18 protein-coding genes are annotated in these 23,421 nt (G+C 58.4%); 4 read left to right on the plus strand and 14 right to left on the minus strand.

Annotated features, from left to right (window positions below):
* The first annotated feature begins 7 nt into the window (after positions 1–7).
* Positions 8–571, plus strand: a complete 564-nt coding sequence (locus tag B9A24_RS18980) for a hypothetical protein (protein WP_084447595.1) — start codon at positions 8–10, stop codon at positions 569–571.
* A 208-nt stretch (positions 572–779) separates the two neighbouring features.
* Here B9A24_RS18980 and acs read toward each other — a convergent pair whose 3' ends face one another.
* The 10 genes from acs to B9A24_RS19035 form a co-directional block, all read right to left on the minus strand.
* Entirely contained in the window at positions 780–2,690 is a 1,911-nt protein-coding gene (gene acs / locus B9A24_RS18985; protein WP_084447596.1) for an acetate--CoA ligase, read from the minus strand.
* 132 nt (positions 2,691–2,822) lie between these two features.
* The gene (locus tag B9A24_RS18990) at positions 2,823–4,784 is read right to left on the minus strand and encodes an AMP-binding protein (protein WP_084447597.1); all 1,962 of its coding nucleotides are present in this window, start codon (positions 4,782–4,784) and stop codon (positions 2,823–2,825) included.
* A gap of 68 nt (positions 4,785–4,852) precedes the next feature.
* Positions 4,853–5,236, minus strand: coding sequence for a response regulator transcription factor (locus tag B9A24_RS18995; protein ID WP_084447598.1), 384 nt, complete (start codon positions 5,234–5,236; stop codon positions 4,853–4,855).
* A 136-nt stretch (positions 5,237–5,372) separates the two neighbouring features.
* On the minus strand, positions 5,373–8,138 hold the full coding sequence (locus B9A24_RS19000; RefSeq protein WP_084447599.1) for a sensor histidine kinase: 2,766 nt from the start codon (positions 8,136–8,138) through the stop codon (positions 5,373–5,375).
* Between the two features lie 65 nt (positions 8,139–8,203).
* The gene (locus B9A24_RS19005) at positions 8,204–8,446 is read right to left on the minus strand and encodes a hypothetical protein (RefSeq protein WP_234997529.1); all 243 of its coding nucleotides are present in this window, start codon (positions 8,444–8,446) and stop codon (positions 8,204–8,206) included.
* Between the two features lie 205 nt (positions 8,447–8,651).
* Positions 8,652–10,118 carry an MFS transporter gene (locus B9A24_RS19010; RefSeq protein ID WP_084447600.1) on the minus strand — a complete coding sequence of 489 codons (1,467 nt, stop codon included), beginning with the start codon at positions 10,116–10,118 and terminating at the stop codon, positions 8,652–8,654.
* A gap of 91 nt (positions 10,119–10,209) precedes the next feature.
* Positions 10,210–11,694 (minus strand): hypothetical protein, encoded by a 1,485-nt coding sequence (locus tag B9A24_RS19015; protein ID WP_234997531.1) that lies wholly within the window; start codon positions 11,692–11,694, stop codon positions 10,210–10,212.
* 140 nt (positions 11,695–11,834) lie between these two features.
* Positions 11,835–12,257, minus strand: a complete 423-nt coding sequence (locus B9A24_RS19020; RefSeq protein ID WP_084447601.1) for an IS1/IS1595 family N-terminal zinc-binding domain-containing protein — start codon at positions 12,255–12,257, stop codon at positions 11,835–11,837.
* A gap of 145 nt (positions 12,258–12,402) precedes the next feature.
* Positions 12,403–12,771, minus strand: a complete 369-nt coding sequence (locus B9A24_RS22450) for a zinc-binding metallopeptidase family protein (protein ID WP_200813974.1) — start codon at positions 12,769–12,771, stop codon at positions 12,403–12,405.
* Positions 12,772–13,446: 675 nt separating this feature from the next.
* The gene (locus tag B9A24_RS19035) at positions 13,447–13,986 is read right to left on the minus strand and encodes an RNA 2'-phosphotransferase (RefSeq protein WP_084447603.1); all 540 of its coding nucleotides are present in this window, start codon (positions 13,984–13,986) and stop codon (positions 13,447–13,449) included.
* Positions 13,987–14,057: 71 nt separating this feature from the next.
* On the opposite strand from B9A24_RS19035, the gene B9A24_RS19040 reads away from it, so the two are divergent.
* Positions 14,058–14,993 carry a flavin reductase family protein gene (locus B9A24_RS19040; protein WP_084447604.1) on the plus strand — a complete coding sequence of 312 codons (936 nt, stop codon included), beginning with the start codon at positions 14,058–14,060 and terminating at the stop codon, positions 14,991–14,993.
* A gap of 1 nt (position 14,994) precedes the next feature.
* On the opposite strand, the gene B9A24_RS19045 is transcribed toward B9A24_RS19040, so the two are convergent.
* The 4 genes from B9A24_RS19045 to B9A24_RS19060 form a co-directional block, all read right to left on the minus strand.
* Positions 14,995–15,411 (minus strand): hypothetical protein, encoded by a 417-nt coding sequence (locus B9A24_RS19045; protein ID WP_143435063.1) that lies wholly within the window; start codon positions 15,409–15,411, stop codon positions 14,995–14,997.
* Positions 15,412–15,601: 190 nt separating this feature from the next.
* Complete coding sequence (locus B9A24_RS19050) at positions 15,602–16,828, minus strand: alanine dehydrogenase (protein ID WP_084447606.1); 1,227 nt, start codon at positions 16,826–16,828, stop codon at positions 15,602–15,604.
* Between the two features lie 101 nt (positions 16,829–16,929).
* Positions 16,930–17,370, minus strand: coding sequence for a tRNA (adenosine(37)-N6)-threonylcarbamoyltransferase complex ATPase subunit type 1 TsaE (tsaE, locus tag B9A24_RS19055; protein ID WP_084447607.1), 441 nt, complete (start codon positions 17,368–17,370; stop codon positions 16,930–16,932).
* A gap of 19 nt (positions 17,371–17,389) precedes the next feature.
* Positions 17,390–18,997, minus strand: coding sequence for a glycosyltransferase family 39 protein (locus tag B9A24_RS19060; RefSeq protein WP_084447608.1), 1,608 nt, complete (start codon positions 18,995–18,997; stop codon positions 17,390–17,392).
* Positions 18,998–19,189: 192 nt separating this feature from the next.
* Between B9A24_RS19060 and B9A24_RS19065 the strand changes: the two genes are divergently transcribed.
* Both B9A24_RS19065 and B9A24_RS19070 read left to right on the plus strand, forming a co-directional pair.
* Positions 19,190–20,446 (plus strand): pyridoxal phosphate-dependent aminotransferase, encoded by a 1,257-nt coding sequence (locus B9A24_RS19065; protein WP_084447609.1) that lies wholly within the window; start codon positions 19,190–19,192, stop codon positions 20,444–20,446.
* A gap of 375 nt (positions 20,447–20,821) precedes the next feature.
* Positions 20,822–23,245 (plus strand): outer membrane beta-barrel protein, encoded by a 2,424-nt coding sequence (locus tag B9A24_RS19070; protein ID WP_234997534.1) that lies wholly within the window; start codon positions 20,822–20,824, stop codon positions 23,243–23,245.
* Positions 23,246–23,421: the final 176 nt, after the last annotated feature.

Consider the following 23,421-nt stretch of genomic DNA (forward strand, 5'->3'; position numbering starts at 1 on the left):
CCCAATCATGGAAAATACAGCGAAAGACTACAAGCAGATAAAAGGCTGGGGAGTAGATGCGGACCCGAAAAACGACCCCACTTACCCCATGCGGGACCGGATGAACGTATCGCAGGACCCCAACAGCCACTCGCATCCCGAGCCCATGCAGCATGATGACACGGAGATGTTAAAGTCGAATGAGCGGCCCCGTGTATCGGCGGTGTATGGTACTACCGTGCCGCCCAGCGGGCTCAGCGGGCTGATTCGGCGCTTTGCTTTTCGCTACAGCGAAAACGAATACCGCCACTGGCTGCCGCTGATAGTAGCCGACCGCGTAAACGTGGTAGAAGGCATCCTGGAGGATTTCACCCACGGCAAAATCCCGAATATTTTTGCTGAGAAAGGTTATGCTATGGAGTGGAAACACAACCGCACGGCCTTCATAACCAAAATGGCAGCTATTGCGGCGGTTACGGCTGGTGTCGTAGTCCTGCTCACCTCCGATTCTGATAAAAAAAAGAAAAGTGTGCGCAAGGACAAGGGGTATAAAAAGGGGTACAGAGGATATCAAGACACCCACGCCTTATAGTATTTCTGCTGAATAAAAAAGCCCCCCAGATTATTTTTGGGGGGCTTTTTTGGTTTAGAACCAACTATGGCCTTGGGTGTAGAGACGCGTATTCGCGTCTGATAGTCGCGGTCGTTGTTTGATTGAACGGCGCGATGCTGGTTGTTAGCTGCGCTGACTTTCGGTTCAACGATTAGACGCGAATACGCGTCTCTACGGCTCAATTAAATTACTTCTTACCGGCAATAATCTCTTCTACGATGCCAGGATCAAGCAAGGTGGAGGTGTCGCCCAGGTTGCTGGTTTCGCCCTCGGCTACTTTGCGCAGGATGCGGCGCATGATTTTGCCGGAGCGGGTTTTGGGCAGGCCTGACACGATCTGAATCTTATCGGGCTTGGCGATTTTGCCAATTTCGGCCACCACCGTTTCGATAATGCTGGCTTCTACGTGCGCCATTTCGCCGGGCTTCACGGGCTCGCTGCAAATAACAAAGGCGTAAATGCCCTGCCCTTTCACATCGTGGGGGTAGCCTACTACCGCCGACTCCACCACATAGGCGTTTTCGTTGATGGCGTTTTCGATCTCGGCCGTGCCAAAGCGGTGGCCCGATACGTTGATCACGTCGTCGACGCGGCCGATGATGCGGTACATACCATCCTTGTCGCGGCGGGCACCATCACCGGTGAAATAGTAGCCGGGATACGGGCCGAAGTAGGTCTGGCGGCAGCGCTCATGGTCGCCGTAGGTGGTGCGAATAATGCCCGGCCAGGGGTACTTGATGGCCAGGTAGCCCTCCTCCTCATTGCCTTCTATTTCCTTGCCTTCCTGGGTGAGCAGGACGGGCTGCACGCCCGGCAGCGGCTGGCCAGCGTGGGCTGGTTTGAGGGGAGAAATGCCCCCCAGGGCCGAAATCATGATGCCGCCGGTTTCGGTTTGCCACCACGTATCCACGATAGGGCAGCGCTCTTTGCCCACATGCGTGTGGTACCAGTCCCAGGCTTCCACGTTGATGGGCTCGCCCACGGTGCCCAGAATGCGCAGGGAGTCGAGCGAGTAGCTGAGCACGTTGTCGAGGGGCGTGGCCATGAGGGAGCGGATGGCCGTGGGCGCAGTGTAGAACACGTTGACCCCGTGCTTGTCAATCACCTCCCAGAAGCGGCCGGCACTCGGATACGTGGGAATTCCTTCAAACATCAGGGTAGTGGCCCCGCTCAGCAGCGGCCCGTAGAGCAGGTAGCTGTGGCCGGTTACCCAGCCGATATCGGCGGTACACCAGTACACGTCGTTTTCATTTACCTGAAACACGTTCCGGAACGTGTAATCGGCCCACACCATGTAGCCGGCCTGGGTATGGACTACGCCCTTGGGCTTACCGGTGCTGCCGCTGGTGTAGAGGATGAACAGCAGGTCCTCAGCATCCATTTCCTCAGCCGGGCAGGATTTTTCGGCCTCTTTTACCTCCTCGTGATACCACGCGTCGCGGCCCTCTTCCATGTGTACGGGCCAGCCCAGGTGTTCCACCACAATGACGCGCCGCACGCTGGGGCAGGTTTCCAGCGCTTCATCGACTACGCGTTTTACCGGAATCTGCCGGGTACCGCGGTTGAGGCCATCCGAAGTAAGCACCGTAGTAGCCTGGGCATCGTTTACGCGGTCGGCAATGGCCGTGGCCGAGAAGCCGGCAAAGATGACGGAGTGCACCGCCCCGATGCGGGCGCAGGCCAGCACGGCAATAGCCAGCTGCGGAATCATGGGCATATAAACGCAGACCCGGTCGCCCTTCTCCACGCCGTTGTTGAGCAGCACGTTGGCAAACCGGCACACCTCCTGGTGCAACTCGCGGTAGGTGTAGCGAATCTGGCGGGTCTTGGGGTCGTTGGGCTCCCAGATGAGAGCCAGCTTGTTGCCGCGGGTGGCCAGGTGGCGGTCGAGGCAGTTTTCGGTAATGTTGAGCTTGGCCCCGCTATACCATTCGTTGTGGCCATTCACCAGATCGGCCTTCACCACGGTGTCCCACTTGCGGCGCCAGGTGAAAGGCTCGGCCACCTCGGCCCAAAACTGCTCGGGGTTTTCGACGCTACGGGCGTAGGCGTCGGTGTATTCTTCAAATGTGCGGATACGCGGGTGTTGAGTGGGCATATGCGTGGAGGTTTATCCCATCCCAACCCCTCCCCGGTGGGGAGGGGCTCTACCGCTAGCTTTCCAGGGGTAGAGCAAAGAAGGGGTCAGGGGCGGTTTGAAAAAAATTTGCTGAAGGCTGGAAAATTACAACTAGAGCCCCTCCCCTCCGGGGAGGAACTGGGGTGGGGTTTCAAACGCTATTCCTATCCCCCGCCCGACCAGCCGCTCCCGGATTTCGTCCAGGATCAGCGGGTCGTCGATGGTGGAAGGTACGGCAAAGGCGTCGCCATCGGCGAGCTGGCGCATGGTCTTGCGCAGGATTTTACCCGAGCGGGTTTTGGGCAGGCGCTTCACGATAAGCACCTGCCGGAAGCAGGCCACGGCCCCGATTTTGGCGCGAATGGTCTGGACCAGCTCCCGCTCCAGCGTGTCCTCGGCGATGGTCTGGCCATCCTTGAGCACGACCAGCCCCACGGGGCGCTGCCCGCGCAGCTCGTCGGCAATACCCAGCACGGCGCACTCGGCCACGGCCGGGTGCGCGGCCAGCAGTTCCTCCATCTGGCCCGTACTCAGGCGGTGGCCGGCCACGTTCATCACGTCGTCTATGCGGCCCATGATGAAGACGTAGCCCTCCTCATCCCGGTAACCACCGTCGCCGGCCAGGTAATAGCCGGGGAAGGTAGCAAAGTAGCTGCGCTGGCAGCGGGCATCATCCTGCCAGAGGGTAGCCAGACCGCCGGGCGGCAGGGGCAGCTTCACGGCCACCAGCCCGGTGGTATTGGCGGGCACGGGCAGGCCGGCCTCGTCCAGAATCTGCACGTCGTAGCCCGGCACGGGGTGGCCCGCCGAGCCGGCGCGCGCGGGGGGCATTTCGGCCAGCCCGACCAGGGAAGCCGCCATGGGCCAGCCCGATTCGGTCTGCCACCAGTGGTCCACGACGGGCACGCCCAGCACCTGCTCGGCCCAGTGATACGTGGCGGGGTCGCAGCGCTCCCCGGCCAGAAACAGGTAGCGCAGCGTGCTCAGGTCGTACTGGCGGGCCAGCAGGCCGTTGGGGTCTTCCTTCTTGATGGCCCGGATAGCGGTGGGGGCCGTGGAGACAATACTCACTTTATGATCGGCCACCAGCCGCCAGAACGTGCCGGCATCGGGCGTACGCACGGGCTTGCCCTCAAACAGCACCGACGTACAGCCGTGCAGCAGCGGCCCGTACACGATGTAGGTGTGGCCCACGGCCCACCCGATATCGGAGCCGGTGAAGATGGTTTCGCCGGGCCGCAGGCCGTAGATGGCGCTCATGCTGTACTTCAGCGCCACGGCGTGGCCGCCGTGGTCGCGCACTACGCCCTTGGGCTTGCCGGTAGTGCCGGAAGTGTAGAGAATATAGAGCGGATCGGTGGCGTCGAGGGGCACGGCTTCCACCGGGTCGGCTTGCAGCAGCTCCCGAAAATCCAGGTCGCGGCCGGGTTGCAGCTCGGCCGTCACGAACTCGCGCTGAAGCACTACTACGTGGGCAGGCTGGTACGTGGCCTGGGCAATGGCAGCGTCCACGAGCGGCTTGTAGGGAATGGGCCGGTCGAACTCCATGCCCGCCGAAGCGCAGACAATAACTTGGGGCCGCGCGTCATCGATGCGCACGGCCAGCTCGTGGGGGGCAAATCCGCCGAAGACCACCGAATGCACCGCCCCCAGCCGGGCGCAGGCCAGCATAGCCACCACCGCCTCGGGCATATTGGGCATGTAGATAATCACCCGGTCGCCCTGCGCGACGCCCAGCCCGCGCAGGCCGCCGGCAAAGCGGGCCGTCAGGTCGAGCAGCTCGCGGTAGCTGTAGCGCCGGACGGTGCTGGTCACGGGCGAGTCATAGATGAGGGCCGTCTGCTCGCCCCGGCCGTGCGCTACGTGGTAGTCGAGGCAGAGGTAGGCAGTATTGAGCTGCCCGCCCCGAAACCAGCGGTAGAAGCCGGTGGTCTCCTCCTGACTCAGAACCGGCTCGGGCGGCGGCCGGAACCAGTGAAGCTGCCGGGCCTGCCCGGCCCAGAAGGCGGAGGAGTCAGCCAGGCTGGCCGCGTGGGCCGCGGCGTAGGTGGGTAGGTGGGGGGCTTTTTCCATGGGGTGGTTCGGTTGTAATCTAAGGCCAGTCAGGCTCCGCAGACGTTCTCTGCTTGTTGCTTCCGCTCCTACCCGGCGGCCTTAGCGGCCACCAGCTCCTGCACTTTGCTTACGAGCTGGCGGGTGCTGAAGGGTTTGGGAATATACAGGTCGGCGCCCACCTCATAGCCCTTCTGCACGTCGGCCTCCCGGCTTTTGGCACTCAAAAAAATGACCTTGGACTGCTGCCGGTCCGGGCGGGTCTTGACGTGGCGGCACACCTGGTAGCCGTCTACGTCGGGCATCATAATGTCGAGCAGAATCACGTCGAAGGCTGTGCGGTTGATGGCTTCCAGCGCCTCGGTGCCGTTGCGGGCGATGCTGACGTGGTAGCCGTTCTTGCGCATCAGAAATTCCAGCGACATGACGATGTTTGGCTCGTCATCCACGATTAAGATATGCGGCTGTCTCATAGCAGGTACGTAGGTCGGGGAATGTGGGGTAAACGTCGGTTCAAGCGGAGGTTCGCTGAAGAAAAAGGCAGCGGCTTGCTGAGGTTGACTAATATCTTCTTCCGGGTCGCTGAGGGCAATTCTTCATTACCAATTGTTAAGTATTACTTGCTGAAGTAGGCAGCTCGACGGAGAAGCGGGCACCCTGGTCCGGCGCGCTTTCCACCCAGATGCGGCCCGCGTGCAGCTCCACGATTTTCTTGGTGATGGCCAGGCCAAGGCCCGAGCCTTCGGGCTTGCGCGTGGTTTGGTTTTGGGCCTGAAAAAACTTGTCAAAAATCAGCTCATGGTAGGCTGGATCGATGCCTTTGCCATTATCTAAAACGCTGATGCGCAGCGCTTCGCTGGTGGTTTCGACCACGACCCCAATTTGTCCCCCGCCGTCGGCCCGGCACGATTTGATGGCGTTCGAGAGCAGATTCACCAGCACCTGCATCAGCCGGTCGCGGTCGCCGGAAAGCAGCGGCAGGCCGGGCGGCACCGCCACCTCAAGCTGAAGGTGCTTGGCGCGCATGAGCTGGCCCACCGACTCGATGGCGTCGTTGATGATTTCGGCCACGTCCAGCGGGGCGCAGTCCAGCGTGGCCTTGCCCGACTCGTACTTCTCCAGGTCCAGCACCAGCGTAATGAGCCGGCTCAGGCGCTCCGACTCGCGGGTAATGGTATGCAGAAACCGCAGGCGCTCCTCCTCCTCGATTTCGGGGTTGTCGCTCAGGATTTCGGACAGGGCCCGGATGCTGGTGAGCGGCGTGCGCAGCTCGTGGGTGACGGTGTACAGAAACTCATCCTTGCGCATATCCAGCTCCTGGAGCTGGGTGTAGGCGTCGCGCAGATCCTCGGTAAGGCGCTGGAGCTGGCGCGACTGCTTCTGGAGCTGGCGGTTGGCTTCCAGCACCTGCTGCGATTCTTTCAGGATGCCCACCACGTTATCAAAGCTGATTTCCTCCACTCCTACCGCCGATGATAATAGCAGCCGGGCCGAGGCCGGGCCGATGCTACCGGCCAGCAGCTTTTCAGCGTAGGCTACCAGGCGCGGGTCGGCCTGCAGGGCAATGGCGTCGGCCGAGTGGTTGTCGGCGTCGGGAAAGCGCTCGGCAAAGGCGTGCAGGGCCTGGGCGGTGCGCTTTTTACCTAAAAACCCCGTGAGCAAAGCCCGCAGATCGGGTAGCGGGGCGGCCGTGCTGGGCCAGCCGCTGGGCTCCTCAAACACGGTCCGGTAGCGGAACACGTCCACGAACACGTCGGCCTGGCGCTCTTCCAGCGCCGTCGGCCGGCCGGCCAGCGACACGCCCAAATAGAGGCCCACATTAAAGAACCAGCTCCAGAACAAGCCGTGCGAGAGATAGTCCAGGCCTTCCATCCCGAACAACGCGAAGGGCCGCAGGCCGCTCAGGCCCAGCAGCCCATCCGTGAGCAGGGACGTTGGCAGCAGGCCCGGCCCCACCAGCGTGGGCAGCACGAGGGTAAAAAACCAGACCAGAAAGCCCCCCAGAATGCCCGCTGTGGCCCCCTGCCGGGTGCCGCCCTTCCAGTACAAGCTGCCCAGTACTACGGGCAGAAACTGGGCCACCGCTGCGAACGACACCAGCCCGATATTGACCAGGGGCAGCAGATGCCCCACCACGGCGTAGTAGCCGTAGGCCAGCAGCAGCACCAGCACCACGGCCAGACGGCGGCTTTGCAGGGCTACCTGGCTCAGGTAGGCAAACCAACGGGTCCGGATTTCGGTGCGGGCGGCCGGCACGCGCACCAGCAGGGGCATGAGCAGGTTGTTGCTCATCATCACGCTCAAGGCAATGGTTTCGACGATAATCATGCTGCTGGCGGCTGATAAGCCCCCCAGGTAGGTGAGCAGCGCCAGCCAGCGCTGCCCGGAGTTCAACGGCAGGGCCAGCACAAACGTGTCGGCATCGAGCCCGCTGCCGCCGTAGAGCAGAACCCCACCAAAGGCGATGGGAAGCACGAACAGGTTGATAATGATGAGGTAAAGCGGAAACAGCCACATGGCCTTGCGCAGGTGGTCCTCGTTCACGTTCTCTACCACCGACACCTGGAACTGCCGGGGCAGCAGCAGAATAGCCGATACGCTGAGCAGGAGCAGCGTGAGCCACTGCGTAGGGCTGGTGCCGGCCCCACTCAGGGTAAACAGGCGGTTGAGGGCGGGCGCGGCGGCGGCTTGCTCAAATACGTCGCCGAAGCCATCGAACAGCCCAAACGTGACGAACAACCCGACGCCCAGAAAGGCAATCAGCTTCACCAGGCTCTCCACGGCCACGGCCAGCACCATGCCCTCGTGGCGCTCGGTGGCCTCCACGGAACGCACGCCGAAGATGATGGTAAAAAACGCCAGGGCCACCGTCGTGTACAGGGCTGAGTTGGCGGCGGCCCCGCCGGCGACGACCGTGTTGGCCGCGGCCGCGCCACGGGTCATGATGTCGAAGGAAGCGGCAATGGCTTTGATTTGCAGCGAGATATACGGAATAATGCCCAGCACGCACACCACCGTGACCAAAGCTCCCAGCGAGGCGCTTTTGCCGTAGCGGGCCGAGATAAAGTCGGCGATGGAAGTGAGGCGCTGCAAGCGGCAGATGCGAATGATTTTGCGCAGCACCAGCCACCAGGCCGGAGCCAGCAGCGTGGGGCCCAGGTAGATGACCACGAACTCCAGCCCGTGGCGGGCGGCGTGGCCCACGCTGCCGTAGTACGTCCAGGCGGTGCAGTACACGGCCATGCTCAGGGCGTACACGTAGGGGTTGCTCACCAGCGACCGGCGCGCGGCCGACCGACGCTCCGCCGCGTAGGCCACGCCGAACAGCAGGGCTAGGTAGCCAAACGAGAAGCCAATGACGAGCAGCTTATTCAATTAGCAATGAGCAGTAAACAGTGAATAGTTAGCAGTTAGCAAACGAGATCAAAATTGTTCGTTGTTCATTGCTCATTGTTTCTCCGCACCAGCCAGCCGGTGAGCAGCACCAGCGCCAACCAGGCCAGCAGTACGTAGAGGTAGAGCACCGGAATGCCCCCCAGCTGCCCGGCATGGTCGAAGACGGCCAGCAGCGGGAAGTTGAGCAGGACCGCGAACAGTAAACTTACGAAGAGCAGGCGCTGGCCCCGGCGCTGCTCGGCTTGTTCCTGGGGCGACATGGGCAGGTGAGTAAGAGGATGAGCCAAGAAGTGTTGAATTGCCAAACCAAAGATGGCGGCGGCCCGGCAGCCTTGGTCAGGCCGTGAAAGGCTGCGGATAAAATGTACGCATTCGTTGCTAAAAGCCCCCCACTCCGCCACCGAGTCCGGGTTTTGCCCGCTTTTCAACTTAAAAAGTCCGCCGCGCCACCGGCCCGACGGACTTTTACAAAAAGTCGCTCGCGGTCAGGGTTTAGTCCATGATCTTGACGTTGCGAATGTCTTTCATATAGATAGTGCCGATGATAAGGCTGATCAGGGCAATAACGACCGGATACACCAGGCCGAAGTAGATGCTGTGCTCTTGCAGGAAACCACTGGGCTGGGTGGCGGCCCAGGCGACCATCGCGGTGGCAATCAGCGGTACCAGGCCCCCGAAAATACCGTTGCCGATGTGGTAAGGCAACGACAGAGAGGTGTAGCGCACGCTGGTTGGGAACAGCTCGACCAGGTAGGCGGCAATCGGGCCGTACGCCATCGTCACGAACAATACCAGGCAGAATACCAGGGCAATAAGCGCGGGCATGTTGGGCGTAAGGGCCTTCATCACGGCGGGCACGGCCGCGCCGGCCGCGTCTACGGTAGCGGGTGTTACCTCGGTTATCGGGCCGGCAAAGGCCTTCATGCCGTAGAAAATCGGAATGGTGAACAGGGCACCACACAGCAGGCCCATCATGATGATTTTCTTGCGGCCGATGCGGTCTGAGAGGGACCCAAAATAGATGAAGAACGGAGTGGCCAGCAACAGGGCCACGCACAGAATAATGCTGGCCTGCACCAGATCGACCTTGAGTACGGTTTGCAGGAAGAAGTAGGCATAAAACTGGCCGGTGTACCACACCACGCCCTGGCCCATGGTAGCTCCGAACAGCGCCAGGATCACGAGGCGGCGGTTTTCAGGCTTCATGAAGGAGTCACGCAGGGGGCTTTTGCTGGTCGTGCCTTCGGCTTTAGCCTTGGCAAACAGCGGGGACTCGTGCAGCTTGCGCCGGATGTAGTAGGAGGCAATTACCAGAAAAAAGGAAATCAGGAAGGGAATGCGCCAGCCCCAGACTTTGAAGTCGGCCTCGCCCACCCCAAAGCGGGTGCCCACAATCACGGCGATACTCACGAACAAGCCAATGGTGGCCGTGGTCTGAATGAAGCTGGTGTAGTAGCCGCGCCGGCTGTCAGGCGAGTGCTCGGCTACGTAGGTAGTAGCGCCGCCGTATTCGCCCCCCAGCGCCAGGCCCTGCACCAGGCGCAGGATCAGCAGGATGAGCGGAGCCGCCAGCCCGATGCTGGCGTAGGTGGGCACCAGGCCAATGGCAAACGTGGAGCCGCCCATGAGCAGCAAGGTGAGCAGGAAGGTGTACTTACGGCCCACCATATCGCCGAGGCGGCCAAACACGATAGCCCCAAAAGGCCGGACCACGAAGCCCGTGGCAAACAGGGCCAGCGTACTCAGCAAGGCCGCTACCGGGTTTTCCTTGGGGAAAAACAGCGTGGAGATGATGGGCGTGAGCGAGCCGAAAATGTAGAAGTCGTACCACTCGATAACGGTACCGACTGACGAGGCCGTAATAACCTGCCAAATCTTGCCCTCCGACACCGCATTGTTATCGTGCTCGACGGGCGCGTCCGCTACTGCGCCGTAGCCGGGCTTTACAGTATTTTCCATGTTGATTGAGAGTTTTTTGTTGTGGGGTGATGATGCTTCTAGCTATCTGATGAGCATGTACTCATGGCCGGGGGGCATTTTCTGAACCGGCTTACAGAAAGACCATGGTTTGCAGCGTGATTTCCGGCTTGTAGTCCAGGTTATCCGGGTTGGTGAAGTCGGGGCGGGCACGGTAGTTCAGGGTCAGCTTGGCATTGTGGCCATCGAGGAGCAGGTTAGCGCCGGCATCGAATACATGTACTCCCTGGCGGTCACCGTCGTTGGTGCGCAGCCCCTCGTAGCTGCCGCGCAGATAGGCGGCGTAGGGCTGCAAGCGGGCTTTGGTGCCCAGCAGGTTCTTGGGCAATAAGTAGCCGGCCTGCACGTACTGCGCGTTGCCGGTACCCACCACGGGGAAGCTGTTGCCGCGAATAGGGCCAGCCCCCGGAATGGGAGTGCTGCCCCCGGCAGCGCTGGGGTTCAGCAGGCCAATATTGCGGACGTAGTTAGGGCCGAAATCGTACTTATAATACACTCCATAAGCCGTGAAGGCCGTGCCGGCGTCTTTGTTAAGGGGCGTATCAAAGAATACGTCGGCTGAGAGCACATTTAGGTCGTGGGTGCGGGTGGGAATAGTGGCAAACGGGTCGGCGGGCACGGGCGTGGGCAGCGCCCCAGGCCGTGAGAACATTGCATTTTCATTATGCAAAAAGCCCGCGCCAATGTTAAATACCCGCTTGGTACCCAGATAAGACCCCACCGCGTAGGGCAGCAAATTGGCTTCTTGGTCGAGAAACTCGTAGCTGAAGTATCCTTGGTACACCTTATCCGTTCCCCGAGGATTATACTGGGCTACATTGGTGGGAATAGTAGCGGGCGTGGCGAGTTGATTAGTGGCAAATGGGTCGTTTATCGACACGGCATAGTCGAACTTGCTCACCCGGCCCTTGGCGTACACGCCAAGCCAGCGGGCAAACTGGTCGATGGCGTCGATGGTGGGCCAGTTGACGATGGGCGCGTCTATGGCCAGAAAGTTCAGCGTGCTGGCCCGCGTCATGCGCGAAATGCCGTTCTGATAGTGCATCCCGGCACCAATATTTAGGTACTGGTTTACCTTGTACTCTACCGTGGCCTCATGCAGAAAGAGCCCGGGCTTTTTGCCGGGACCAGTGGGCTCGTTGGGTGCCCCGCCGCTGACGGCGTTCTGGTTGTTGATGCCAAAGTGCGTAAGCACCAGAAAACGCGGATTCAGCTGGGCCAGCAGCAGAAAGCGCGAGCGGCGCAGGCCAAAGTCGAGCTGGTTGCTCTGGGGCTTACCCGGTACGCGCTGCGAGCCTTCATTATTCTCGTTGTAGCGCGTCCAGACCTGGTGCCAGCTGATAAAGCGCAGGTACTTCGAGCCATCAGGCGAGATATTCACCTTCATGCCAGCCCCGTAGGGCACCGCTTCGACGGGGGCCGGCGTGGGCGGCGGCGTATTGAGGGGCGCCGGAGCCGGGGCAGGCTGTCCGCCGGCGGGTGGGGGCTGCACCTGGGCCGAGGCACTTGCGGCGGCGAGTAGGGCACTGACGGCCAACGCGTAACGGGCTGTTCGCATAGGGTCTGGATGAGTTGGGTGGGAAGAGAGGGATCAACTACCCGATACCAGGGGGCATTTTCCCGGCTCGGCCCAACCAAGTAGGAAAATCTCCGCAGCGAAAGCACGTTCTTGCTATACTTCTGCTAACAGATATAGCTCTACCCGCCCTTAAACCGCTCCCAGCGAATCATCATGTACTTATCGCCCAGCTCCGTAACCACCAGCCCTGCTCCTTTTAGTTGCTGCGGGTCCTGAAAAAACTCAGCTAGCTCTTTCTGATTGAGTATTTTATACGTGGGGTGATAGTCGGTCTGCCGGGGGGCTTTCACGCCGTATTTTTTCACCCAGTTCATCACGCTCACATGACTCACGCCCAGCAAGCGCTCAATCTCGCGGTAGCTCACGCCTTCTATATAGAGCTGGAGCGCCTTAATGACGTAGTACGAATTGACTTCGCGCCCTACCTTCGCCACCGAAAAATGGTAGCCGCAATTCTTACACTTATACCGCTGCCTGCCGCCTACAACGCCACTTTTTGTGGCTTCTGTGGTGTCGCATTTGGGGCAGGATGGCTTGGTCATGGCAAAGAAGTTAGGGCGGAAAGCAAAAAACTATATCTATTTAGTAAAGATATAGCAGATTAGCTAATTATATAGTAAATGGACTTATTTTCGGCCTGCTCCCAAGCTGCCCGCAACCTTCTCATAACCAGCATAACAGCAATACTCACGACCCCACTAATGCCGCCAGCACGGCATCTACCGCCAGACCCAGGCGGCGCAGATCCAGGCGGTCAAGCGTATCGGTAGGCTCGTGGTAATGCTTGTTGCGGTAGAAAGCAGTATCCGTGACCAGCACGGCGGAGTAGCCAAAGTGCCAGTAATTGAGATGATCGGAAAAGTCGAGGCCCGGCCCATCGGCGGGACCGAAGGAGCCAATGACGTTGCGGTAAATTTGCCCCCCAACCTCGTATGGTTGGTCGCTGAGGCGGGCCCCGGCGGCTGTTAGCTCTCGCTCGATGTAGCTGGCCGCCTGATTCAGGGAAGCAAAGTGCAGGTAGTTGCGGGGCTGGGGCGTATTGACCAGGGCCAGCACATGCTGCCGCAGGCGGGTAGGGCAGCCCTAGCGCTAGCAGACAGACAGCTTAGCAGCGCCATTAGAAAGAACAAACGTAAATGCCTAAACTGCGCAAGTATTAGCTAAACCTTATAAGTCGTGAAGTTATCTGTTGGCCGCGCTTCGCTACAGCGCACAGGGATAATGCTAGCAATTATGTTATGCCTGCACACGCAAGCCAGCGAACCACTGTTATCAGGAATTCAATGGTTTCTCTCGCTGTTTGCTTTAGTACTATACGTCCTTCTGTGGGGGTTTGGGTCCTCAGAAATAGCTGTAATGCTGCGCAGATTCCTGGGTGCAGCCGTAGTAGCTACCTTTCTTAGTGTCTCCTTTATGATACCCATATATAGATGGCAGAACGCATTAACCAAACGCCAGGCCGACACTGTTATTCAGCAAGTGTATGCTTACCAAAAGCAGCACGGACACTATCCCGAGTCGCTGGAGCAGCTGGTGCCGCGGCATTTAGATAAGATCCCCTCCACAGCTCAAGGATTATTACACACTCGATCCTTCACGTACACAGTTTCAGCAGCCAAAGAACCCTTAGGCCACATGTTCTGGCTAAGATATTATTCAGGTGCACTTGTTGATGTTACCTATAATAGCAAACCCAGGCAATGGCATGCAGAAGATTGATTGTGGTATTTACTACGCTACTGGTTCTAAGTATTCAGGTGGAACTGATACCGTCAGCCAAACGCCATTGGCCGACAGGTAAAATTGCCCCCCAGTCCGATGCAACCGGCCCGCTTGCACCGTCAGCACTACGGGCTTTCCATGCCGACTCCCCACCGCCACAGCCGCGGCGGGATCGGCGGACAGATGCACATGCTGCCGGCTGCCGCTGTGCAGACCACTAGCGCGAATGGAAGCCAGAAAGCGCGTAGCCGTGCCATGATAGAGCAGCTCGGGCGGAGTCGTCGGGGCTAAGCCCAGCTCCACAGCTACGGAGTGCCCTTGGTTGGCGCGTATCTTCGCGCCGGCGGCCGATAAGCTGAACCGTTTTTTGTCGTTTGTGGCCACTACCTCGTACAGTTGCGCCTGGGTAACCTGGTGCTGACGGGCCTGCAAAGCGCTGAGCAAATCGGCTACGCTCACCCAGCCTTCGGCGTCCAGCGCTAGTCCAAATTCTTCGGGCTTATGGCGGAGCACGTAGCTCAGGGTTTTGCTTAATGCCTGGTTCTGCATCGGGTAGAGAAGTATATGTTTACTGCCTTGAAGCTACAATTGCCTTTTTTCTCGTCCCCAATTATTCTTTCATGTCCGCGCCTCCCGCCTTCCGCACTATCGATCCGGCCACGATAAAGCCCAGCGAGCTGCACCCGTTTCTGGTGGGGGCCGTGGCTCCGCGCCCCGTGGCTTTCGCCAGCACCGTAGATGTCGAGGGCAACGTAAACCTGAGCCCGTACAGCTTTTTTAACTGCTTCGGCTCCAACCCACCCATTCTGGTGTTCTCACCCGCCAACCGCGTCCGTGACAACTCGCAGAAGCACACCCTGCAAAACGTGCGCGAGGTGCCCGAAGTCGTGATTCACATCTGCGACTATGCAATGGTAGAGCAGATGTCGCTGGCCAGCACGGAGTATGAAAAAGGCGTAAACGAGTTCGTAAAAGCCGGTTTTACGGAATTGCCCAGTCAGAAGGTGAAGCCGCCACGCGTGGCTGAAGCCCCAGCCGCCTTTGAGTGCGTGGTAGAGCAGGTAATTGAGCTGGGTCAGAATAACGGGGCCGGCAACCTCGTCATTTGCCGGGTGGTAATGGCTCATTTCCGCGAGGATATCCTGCTGCCCAGCGGCACCGGCATCGACCCGTTTAAGCTCGATGCTATTGCCCGCCTCGGCGGCGACTGGTACTGCCGCGCCGCGGGCAGCGGCCTGTTTGAAGTGCCCAAGCCCAACCGCAACATGGGCATCGGCATTGACCAGCTACCCGAGCATATGCGCAATTCCAATGTACTGACGGGCAATGAGCTGGGTCGCCTGGCCAACATCGAAGCTACTGCCTTGCCTACTGCGGCGCAGGTGGCGGACTTCAGAAACGAGCCGCTGGTGGCTTATACCTTGAACAGGTATGAAAAAGCCCCCCAGGAGCTTAAGAAGCAGCTGGTGCTTCTGGGCCGGCAGTTTCTGGAGGAAAAGCGGCTGGTGGAGGCGTGGAAAACGCTCTTACTCGCTGAGTTGCAGGGCAGCTTTTAGTTTAAAGCTCCTCTTCAAGCAATAGCATTCCTAGTATAGAGAGAATCCACAGTATGCCGAAAGCGACAAGCAGGAAAAGCTGCCGCATGCTGAAGCGGGGCTGATTGGTGGCTTGCACATCCGCCGACGCTAGTAGCGCCGCGTTAAAAACCTTATGTGCTGGTATGAGGCAAGTGAATGCTAGCACTGCAATTAACCAGGCCGGGTCCGGTAAGCGCCCCATCAAATTAAGAAGAATGTAGCCTGTCGTCAAACCACCCGAGTTATAGGTAGCGGGAACGGATTGCCGTATCCCAAACCTTCGTACTTCTTTTAATAATTGGGCAACGGTAAAAAGGCTAAAGATGGCGCGAAGCACTGGCCAGCTATCGGACTGCTGATACTGCTTGAAAAGCGCCACACTTTGTATTGCCACCAAATGGTATACAAGCCAAATGTGGCTATGCACAAGATTGTAAACTTGTTTGTGCTAATAATTTTCTGCTCCTCAACATTTGTGTTAAGCACAGTTAATGAAAGAGGCAAATAATTCGACTCCATTTAGTAAATAAACCCCGCACCCCATAGATGCGGATAAGTTGAAGTAGCAGACGTCGTAATCAGAGTTCTTAATTACGCACCGCAATCATCAGCCCCAGCTCCTTATAGCGCATGTTGAATTTCTTCGCGATGGCGGCATTGGTCAAAGAGCCTTTATATATATAAACGCCGGCGCGGAAATGCTCATTGGCGAACAGCACTTCATTGACGCCGCCGTGCTGACTGATTTCCTGTAGAATAGGCGTGAAAATGTTGCTTAAAGCGCCCGTGGCAGTGCGAGGCACGCGAGAAGCCACGTTAGGCACGCAGTAGTGCACTACGTCGTACTTGCGGAAAACGGGCTTGCTGTGGCTGGTCATTTCCGACGTCTCGAAGCAGCCACCCTGGTCAATGCTCACGTCGATAATGACGGAGCCGGGGGCCATGGTAGCTACCACACTTTCGGGCACCATGAACGGGATGCGACCTTCTTCCACGTTCAGAGCGCCAATCACCACGTCGGCGCGGCGGATTTGCTGGTTGAGCACGTAGGTATCCAGCGTGCTGGTGTAGAGCTGGGTGCCCAGGTTTTGCTTTAGCCGGCGCAGCTTATAGATGTGGTTGTCGAACACCTTTACTTCAGCGCCCAGGCCAGTGGCGGCGCGCGCGGCGTACTCGGCTACGGTGCCGGCTCCCAGAATGACTACCTGCGACGGCGGCACGCCCGTAATGCCCCCCAGAATAATTCCTTTGCCCTCGTTGGAGCGCGCGAGGTACTCAGCGGCAATAAGCATGACCGTGGAGCCCGCAATTTCGCTCATGGCGCGCACGACTGGCCGGGCACCTGAAGGGTCTTTTATTAGCTCAAACGCAATGGCATTGATCTTTTTGCGGGTAAGCGAGGCGATATAGTCGCCGGTAAGCGAGCCAAATTGCAGGGCCGAAATTAAGGTCTGGCCGGCTCGCATCAGGTTGATTTCGTCGGTGGTGGGCGGGGCAACTTTCAGGATGATGTCGGCCTCGTACACTTCCTTTTGTGAGTAGGCAATGGTAGCGCCCGCCTCTGAGAACTCGTGGTCGGAGTACTTGCTGGGCTCGCCGGCCCCACTTTCCAGCACGATTTCGTGGCCTTCGTTGATAAGGTGCTTCACGGCCTCGGGGGTCAGGCCCAGGCGGTTTTCCTGCAACGACGACTCACGCGGCAACCCGATAAACAGCTTGCGGCGCCGCGTCTCCACCGCCAGCATCGATTCCTGCGTGAAATAAGCACGGCTCGTAGCCAGCGACTCGAATCCCGGGGGTACTGCTTCCTGCATTATGGCAAGTAAAAATGTTGACCTAAAGACGGTGAATTAAGGTGTGCTGACAGAATAGAGCTGACTTAAAAACAGGCTTGCTTCTGCTTCAATCCTGCTTTTTAACTCATCGTTTTTAATTGAAGAACGCGTGCTTCTTCACCGGTGACCGTGAGCGTGACGAGTAGATGGCGCGAGGGCAAAAGATCGGCGACTCGGCTTGGCCATTCTATCAGGCAAAGATAGCCAGAATCGAAGTACTCAAGCGCACCCATTCCCAAAGCTTCCGATGAATTATTGAGGCGATAAAAGTCGAAGTGATAGATGGGCTTGTCGTGGGCGTCGCGGTATTCGTTTACCAGGGCAAAGGTGGGGCTGCTTACTTCCGCGGCCGGCACGCCCATATTTTCGCAAAGTGACTTAATGAGCGTGGTTTTGCCCGCGCCCATTTCGCCCTCAAACAAAATAATAGTGTGGTCGCCGAGAGCGGCCCGAAGCTGCGCGGCAGCGGCGGGCAAGCCGGCGAGAGAGGGAACTGCAATTTCGGTTTCGGTGAGTGCCATGGCGCAGGGCGTGGGTATCCTACTTCAAAATCTGATAAATACGCACATGCTCGTCTTTGTGCACCCGCGGGTTGAGAGCGTGCAGCACCTGGTCGTAGGGCGATGGGGTGATGGTGTGCTCTAGTTTGAGGTTGGGAAACAGCAAGCGCAGGCGGTTTAGGCGGCGGTCAATTTCCTGCTCGCCCACCAGCAGCAGGTAGGTGGGGCGGCGCTGGGTGTAGTTCATCTGGCTGATCAGCCGCCGCAGCGGCGTTTTGTCGTTGAGAGCGTAGGTCATCACAAAGTCGGCCGGCAGGGGGCGCTGCTGTTGGTAGCGGGCCCACACGCCGCTGGAATCAGGAATGAACGCGCTGGCTTCGGCCCCCATCCGACCCAGATAGAACACGGGGGGCATTTTGGTACCGTGGGGACCAAAATCGAGCACCAACCCGCGCAGATCGGTTTTCTGCGACAGATACACCATGGGCTCGACACGGCTTTTTTTGGAATAAGTCAGCGCTAAAGCAAAGGCCACAATCCCATTCAGCACCCAAAAGAAACGCCAGCTGTTCGCCAGCAAACGCGGATGGCGCTGCCAGAATGCGGCCCCTGCCACGTACCGCTCCCACCCGATCACGCCCAGAACTATGAGTAAGGGAAACAGGGGCAAAATGAACCGTTCCTGCTTGTTCGGGAATAAGGAGTGAGCGACGAAAAACAGCACGCCACCCCAGAAAAGCAGTGGGGCCAGCCGCCGGGTGCGGGCGTAGCCAAACACCAGGAAGGCACTGATAGGCGGCACCAGAAAGCCCAACACGGTAAGGGCAAAGCGGTAAACCGGCCCCGTGCTGTACTGGTAGGCTCCTTCGGCATTAAACAGAAAATACGACACCAGGGACTGCATGGGATAATCGTAGAGCGCGGCGTCGATGGTGCCCTGCACCAGCCCGGCTACGCCAACAAAGCCCAGAGTCAGCCAAGCCAGGGCTTTCCACTGCTGCCGCGCCAGCAGTACCAAGCTGGCCCCCATCAGAAACAAAGCCGTGTGATAGCGAAACAGGAAAGCCACGCCAAACAACGCCCCAGCCAGGAGAAAGTGGCGGGCCTGGAGTCGGTTGCGGTGGTGCACCAGCACATAAAAGCCCCCCAGATAAGGCGGTATGCATACCATCTCGACCAGATTGCGCACACTCATGAAAGGCATAAACCACAGCACCGCCAGCAGCAGGCCCGTTCGGCGCGCGTAGGTTTCGCCGGCCAGATCCTCCGTGATTTTATAGCCGAAATAAACAACCAGCAGCGAATACAATCCGTGCAGCAGGCGCACGATGGTCATTTTCGCGTCGGGGTTGGTGAAGCCGACCGCGTCGAGGGCGGCAAACAAGCCGTAGTGCAAGCCCGTGTAGGCAAGGCTGTGACGGGGCGGCACATGCCGATGCAGCCAGGTGGTAAGACCGTACACCCAATCCTGAGCGATGGTAATCACGTCGAAATGGTCGTCGTGAAATGCGTAGCCTTTCGAGAAAAAAGCGGCCAGTATCCGCAGGCCCAACGCCAGCAATAGAATGGTGCGCAACGGTGGCAGGTACTCCCGGCGCGTCGGCGCTTGCTCAGCGGTGGGGGGCAAAACGGGTAGCAAATCGGGCATAACGCGAGCAATCAGTAGGCTACGGCCCTGACGCGGACCAGCGGTATAAAACGGGCGCAAGTTCAACAATTCCCGTGGGCCAACGGTTAGCTTCCGCGCTAATTTCGGCGGCGGCCCGCAATGCACTTAGTGACTATACTTCACTTCCCAGCTATGAATCGACTGTTATATTTAAGCAAAAAAACACCCCCCATGACTGTATCCAAGATGGCCGGCAGTTTGATCGGCTCTGAAATCATAAAAATTGGCAACGAGGTAAACGAGATGATTAAGAAGGGGGCAGCCATCTGCAACCTGACTATTGGCGACTTCGACCCCGCTATTTTCCCCATTCCTGACGAGCTGCGCGATGCCATCACGCAAGCCTACGCGGCAGGCCAAACCAACTACCCACCCGCCAACGGGGTAGCCGAACTACGCACGGCCGCCGCCAACTTTCTGCACCAGCGCCTGGGCCTCACCTACTCCCCGGCCGATGTGCTGGTGGCGGGCGGCTCACGGCCCCTGATCTACGCCACTTACTTGGCGCTACTCGACCTCGGCGACAAGGTAGTCTTTCCGGTGCCTTCCTGGAACAACAACCATTATTGCCACCTAGCCAGCGCCGAAGCGGTAATGGTAGAAACCAGCCCGGCACATAGCTTTATGCCGACGGCCGCCGAAATTGCCCCCCACCTGCCTGGTGCCACTCTTCTGGCATTATGCTCGCCGCTGAACCCAACCGGCACCGTCTTCGCCCGCGCCGACCTGGAGGCCATCTGCGACCTGGTAATAGCTGAAAACCAGCGCCGTGCTCCCAGCGAGAAGCCCCTGTATATTCTGTACGACCAGATTTACTGGATGCTCACCTTCGGCACTGCTCAGCACTACGACCCCGTAAACCTGAGGCCGGAGCTCCGCGACTACGTGATTTACATTGACGGTATATCTAAGTGCCTGGCTGCTACGGGCGTACGTGTGGGCTATGCTTTTGGGCCGACTGAGGTTATTGATAAGATGAAGTCTATTCTGGGTCATGTAGGTGCCTGGGCTCCTAAAGCCGAGCAGATAGCCACTGCTCAGTATTTACCCAACTCAACGGCAGTAGACAGTTATACCAATGAGTTTAAGCAGAAAATTCAGCGCAGTCTGGACACATTATACGCCGGGCTGCAAGAGCTAAAAGAAGCGGGCTTTCCCGTCGATGCTATTGCGCCAGCGGGGGCTATTTATCTCACTGCTCGCCTCGATGTGCTGGGCAAAACCACGGCGGCTGGGCAGCTATTGGCTACCACCCGCGACCTGACGTCCTACCTTATTGCGGAAGCCGGCCTGGCCCTGGTACCCTTCAGCGCCTTTGGCAATTCTGACACGTCGCCCTGGTTTCGCCTTTCAGTAGGTGGCGCCTCGCTGGAGTCGATTGAAGCAGCCTTGCCCCGCCTGCGGGCGGCCCTTACGGGATTACAATAACTGCTACACAAATAGGTTTAGGCAAGGCAGAATCGCTTCTCAGGATCTATATTATGCCCTCATATTCCGTAATCTTCCTGCAAATCCTTAGATTGACAAAATTTTTGGCCTCCTATTAAGCTTGTGAAAGCATAATATGCAGTCAATTATCGTCCTGATTACCCCTACTCCTTTGAGTTGCCGGCATTTTCCGGCTTGCTACCAAGGACTGGTCATCTTCTCTACCACGGCGCCGCAACAGCGTCCGTTTATGATGTCCTTTCGACCTACGCTTCTTCCCACATCTATGTCAACCAACAATCTGGCTCTGCTCTCTTTTATATAGTTTTTATGCAAAGTGCTTTACCTACTTCGGCTGCGGGCCAACTAGGTTATTTGCTGATACTGCTCCTGCTGATGACCTCGCAACCGGGGCAGGCTCAAACCGGGCCTGGTCTGAGCAGCGTATCGGGCCGGGTGCAATCGGCAGTTGGGGGCAAACCCATACAATTTGCCAACGTAACGCTGCACCGGGCAGAGGACTCTTCGGCCGTCAAAACTGAGTTCAGCGATGCCCAAGGAGCCTTTCGGCTGGAGCAGCAAGCGGGGGGGGCTTTTTTGGTATCCGTCACTCAGCTCGGTTTCACTAGTTATTGGAGTCCGGCATTCGAGTTGACCGCTGGGGGGCAAAATCTGCCTGATATTACCTTGCGAGCCACCGCCTCTACTCAACTTAAAGAGGTAACCGTTACTGGCCAGAAGCCCCTGTACGAGCGCCTGGCCGACCGCACGGTGGTCAATGTGGAAGGCTCAACTTTAGCCTCGGGCAACACGACCTTGGACGTGCTCAGCCGTGCCCCCGGCGTAACCGTGGACAGCAACGACAACCTGGTCTTGCGCGGCCGCCAGGGCTTGCTGGTCCTGATTGACGGCAAGCGCCAACCCATGACCGGCCCGGAGTTGGCCGATTACCTGCGGGCCTTACCCGCCGAGCAACTAGCAAGCATTGAGCTGATTACCAATCCGCCCGCCAAGTACGACGCCCAGGGCGGGGCCGGTGTCATTGCCATCAACCTCAAAAAAGACCAGCGCCTGGGCACCAACGGCAGCGTCAACGCCAGCTACGGCCGGGGTGAGTACGGAAAGTTTACCTCTGGGCTGACCCTGAACCACCGGCGTAAAGACCTGAATGCCTTTGGCTCTTATACCTACACCAATCGGGAAGGCTTTGAGCGTTTGGCTTTGCAGCGCGAGTTTTATCAAAACCGGCTCCTGCAAGGCAGCAGCAACCAGGATAATTACCTGCGCAACCAGCCCCAGAGCCATACCTGGCGAGCGGGCCTGGATTATACCCTTTCCAAGCGCAGCCTATTGGGGGCCGTGGTCAATGGGGTAGCGCTGCGAAACCCCAGCTCGGCTACCAACACCGTCCGCCTGTTCGATGCCCGGAACCAGCCTCAAACAAGCTTCCGCGCCACCAACGACCGGGTTCTGAGCAGGCCCAGCGTAGCGGCCAACCTGAATTTTAAGCACAGCTTCGCTGACTCCAGCGGTAGCCCTATGCTGAACCTCGACGCTGACTACAGCCGCTACGGCACGGAGCGCTCCCAGGTCCTTACTACATTTTTCGACCAGGAGCCGGGCCGCGCCCCTACCCTGCTCAGCGGTACTCAGAACGGGGAGCTAACCATTCAGTCGCTTAAAGCAGACTATACCCGCCAGCTGCCCCGCCAGGTTCGCCTCGAAGCCGGCGCCAAAGCCACCTTGGTGTACTCCGACAACGACATCATGTTCGTGGATGTGGTGGAAGGCATCGTGACGCCTAACCTGAACCTGACCAACCGCTTCCGCTACGACGAAAACATCAACGCGGCCTACGTCACTCTCACCCACACCACGCCTAAGCTCACGCTCTCCGTGGGCCTGCGCGGGGAGCAAACCAACGTAGAAGGCCGCCAGGAAATAGGCAATGATACGTTTGACCGCAACTATTTCCAGCTTTTTCCCAGCGCCAAAATCGAGCGTACCCTCTCGGATAAGCACACCGTAGGCCTCGCGCTAGGCCGGCGCATCAACCGCCCGACCTACAATCAGCTCAACCCCTTTCGCTCCTTCGTCGACGCTACTTCTTATAAGGCCGGCAACCCCAATTTGCGCCCCGAAACCAGCTACAACCTCGACCTGACGCATACTTTCGACCAGAAACACATAATAGGCCTGAGCTACGCCCGCACTGAGCGGGTTATTATCAACGTTGTGCGGCCCGACCTTGCCAACGACCGTCTGGTATTAAATCAGGACGTAAACCTGCGCGCCCAGCACTACTACGCCCTCACCCTGACGGCTCCGCTGGAGCCGTTAAAAGGCTTGAGTGTGTACAATAACGCGGTCATCTACTACGCTTATTTCGTGGGTAACCAGTTCGGTACGGCCCTGAGCCGGGGGCGCCTGGCCTGCTTGCTAAGTAGCAACAGCACTCTTACCCTGCCCCAGGGCTGGACGGCCGAGCTAAGCACCAGCTACCAGTCGCGGGAGCGGTACGGGTTTCAGGACTTGCGCGCCTTCGGACAGGTAACGGCCGGCGTTCAGAAAAGCTTATGGACCCAGAAAGCCAGCTTACGCTTCAACGTAGCTGATATTTTCTATACTACCCCGCAGCGTGTGACTGCCATCTACGATAATTTCGCGGAGACCTTCCGCTCCGCCCAAGATTCGCGTGTAGCTACGCTCGCCTTCACATACCGCTTTGGTAACGATAAGCTAGCACCTATCCGTCGGCGTCAAAGCGGAGCCGAAGACGAGAAACGCCGGGCGCAATAGTATTTATTGCCAGAGGGCCAAGATTAATAACTCCTTTACAATAGCGGTGGTATCCAGTTTGAGAGTTTATCTCAAACTGGATACCACCGCTCCTTTTTGGAAGCCATCCAATGAGTAAGTAGACTCATGGAACTTTCTTATTCCAGTCTGCGTATCATCTTTATTCCAAATTTTTA

Source organism: Hymenobacter roseosalivarius DSM 11622 (assembly GCF_900176135.1).
Lineage (GTDB): Bacteria > Bacteroidota > Bacteroidia > Cytophagales > Hymenobacteraceae > Hymenobacter > Hymenobacter roseosalivarius.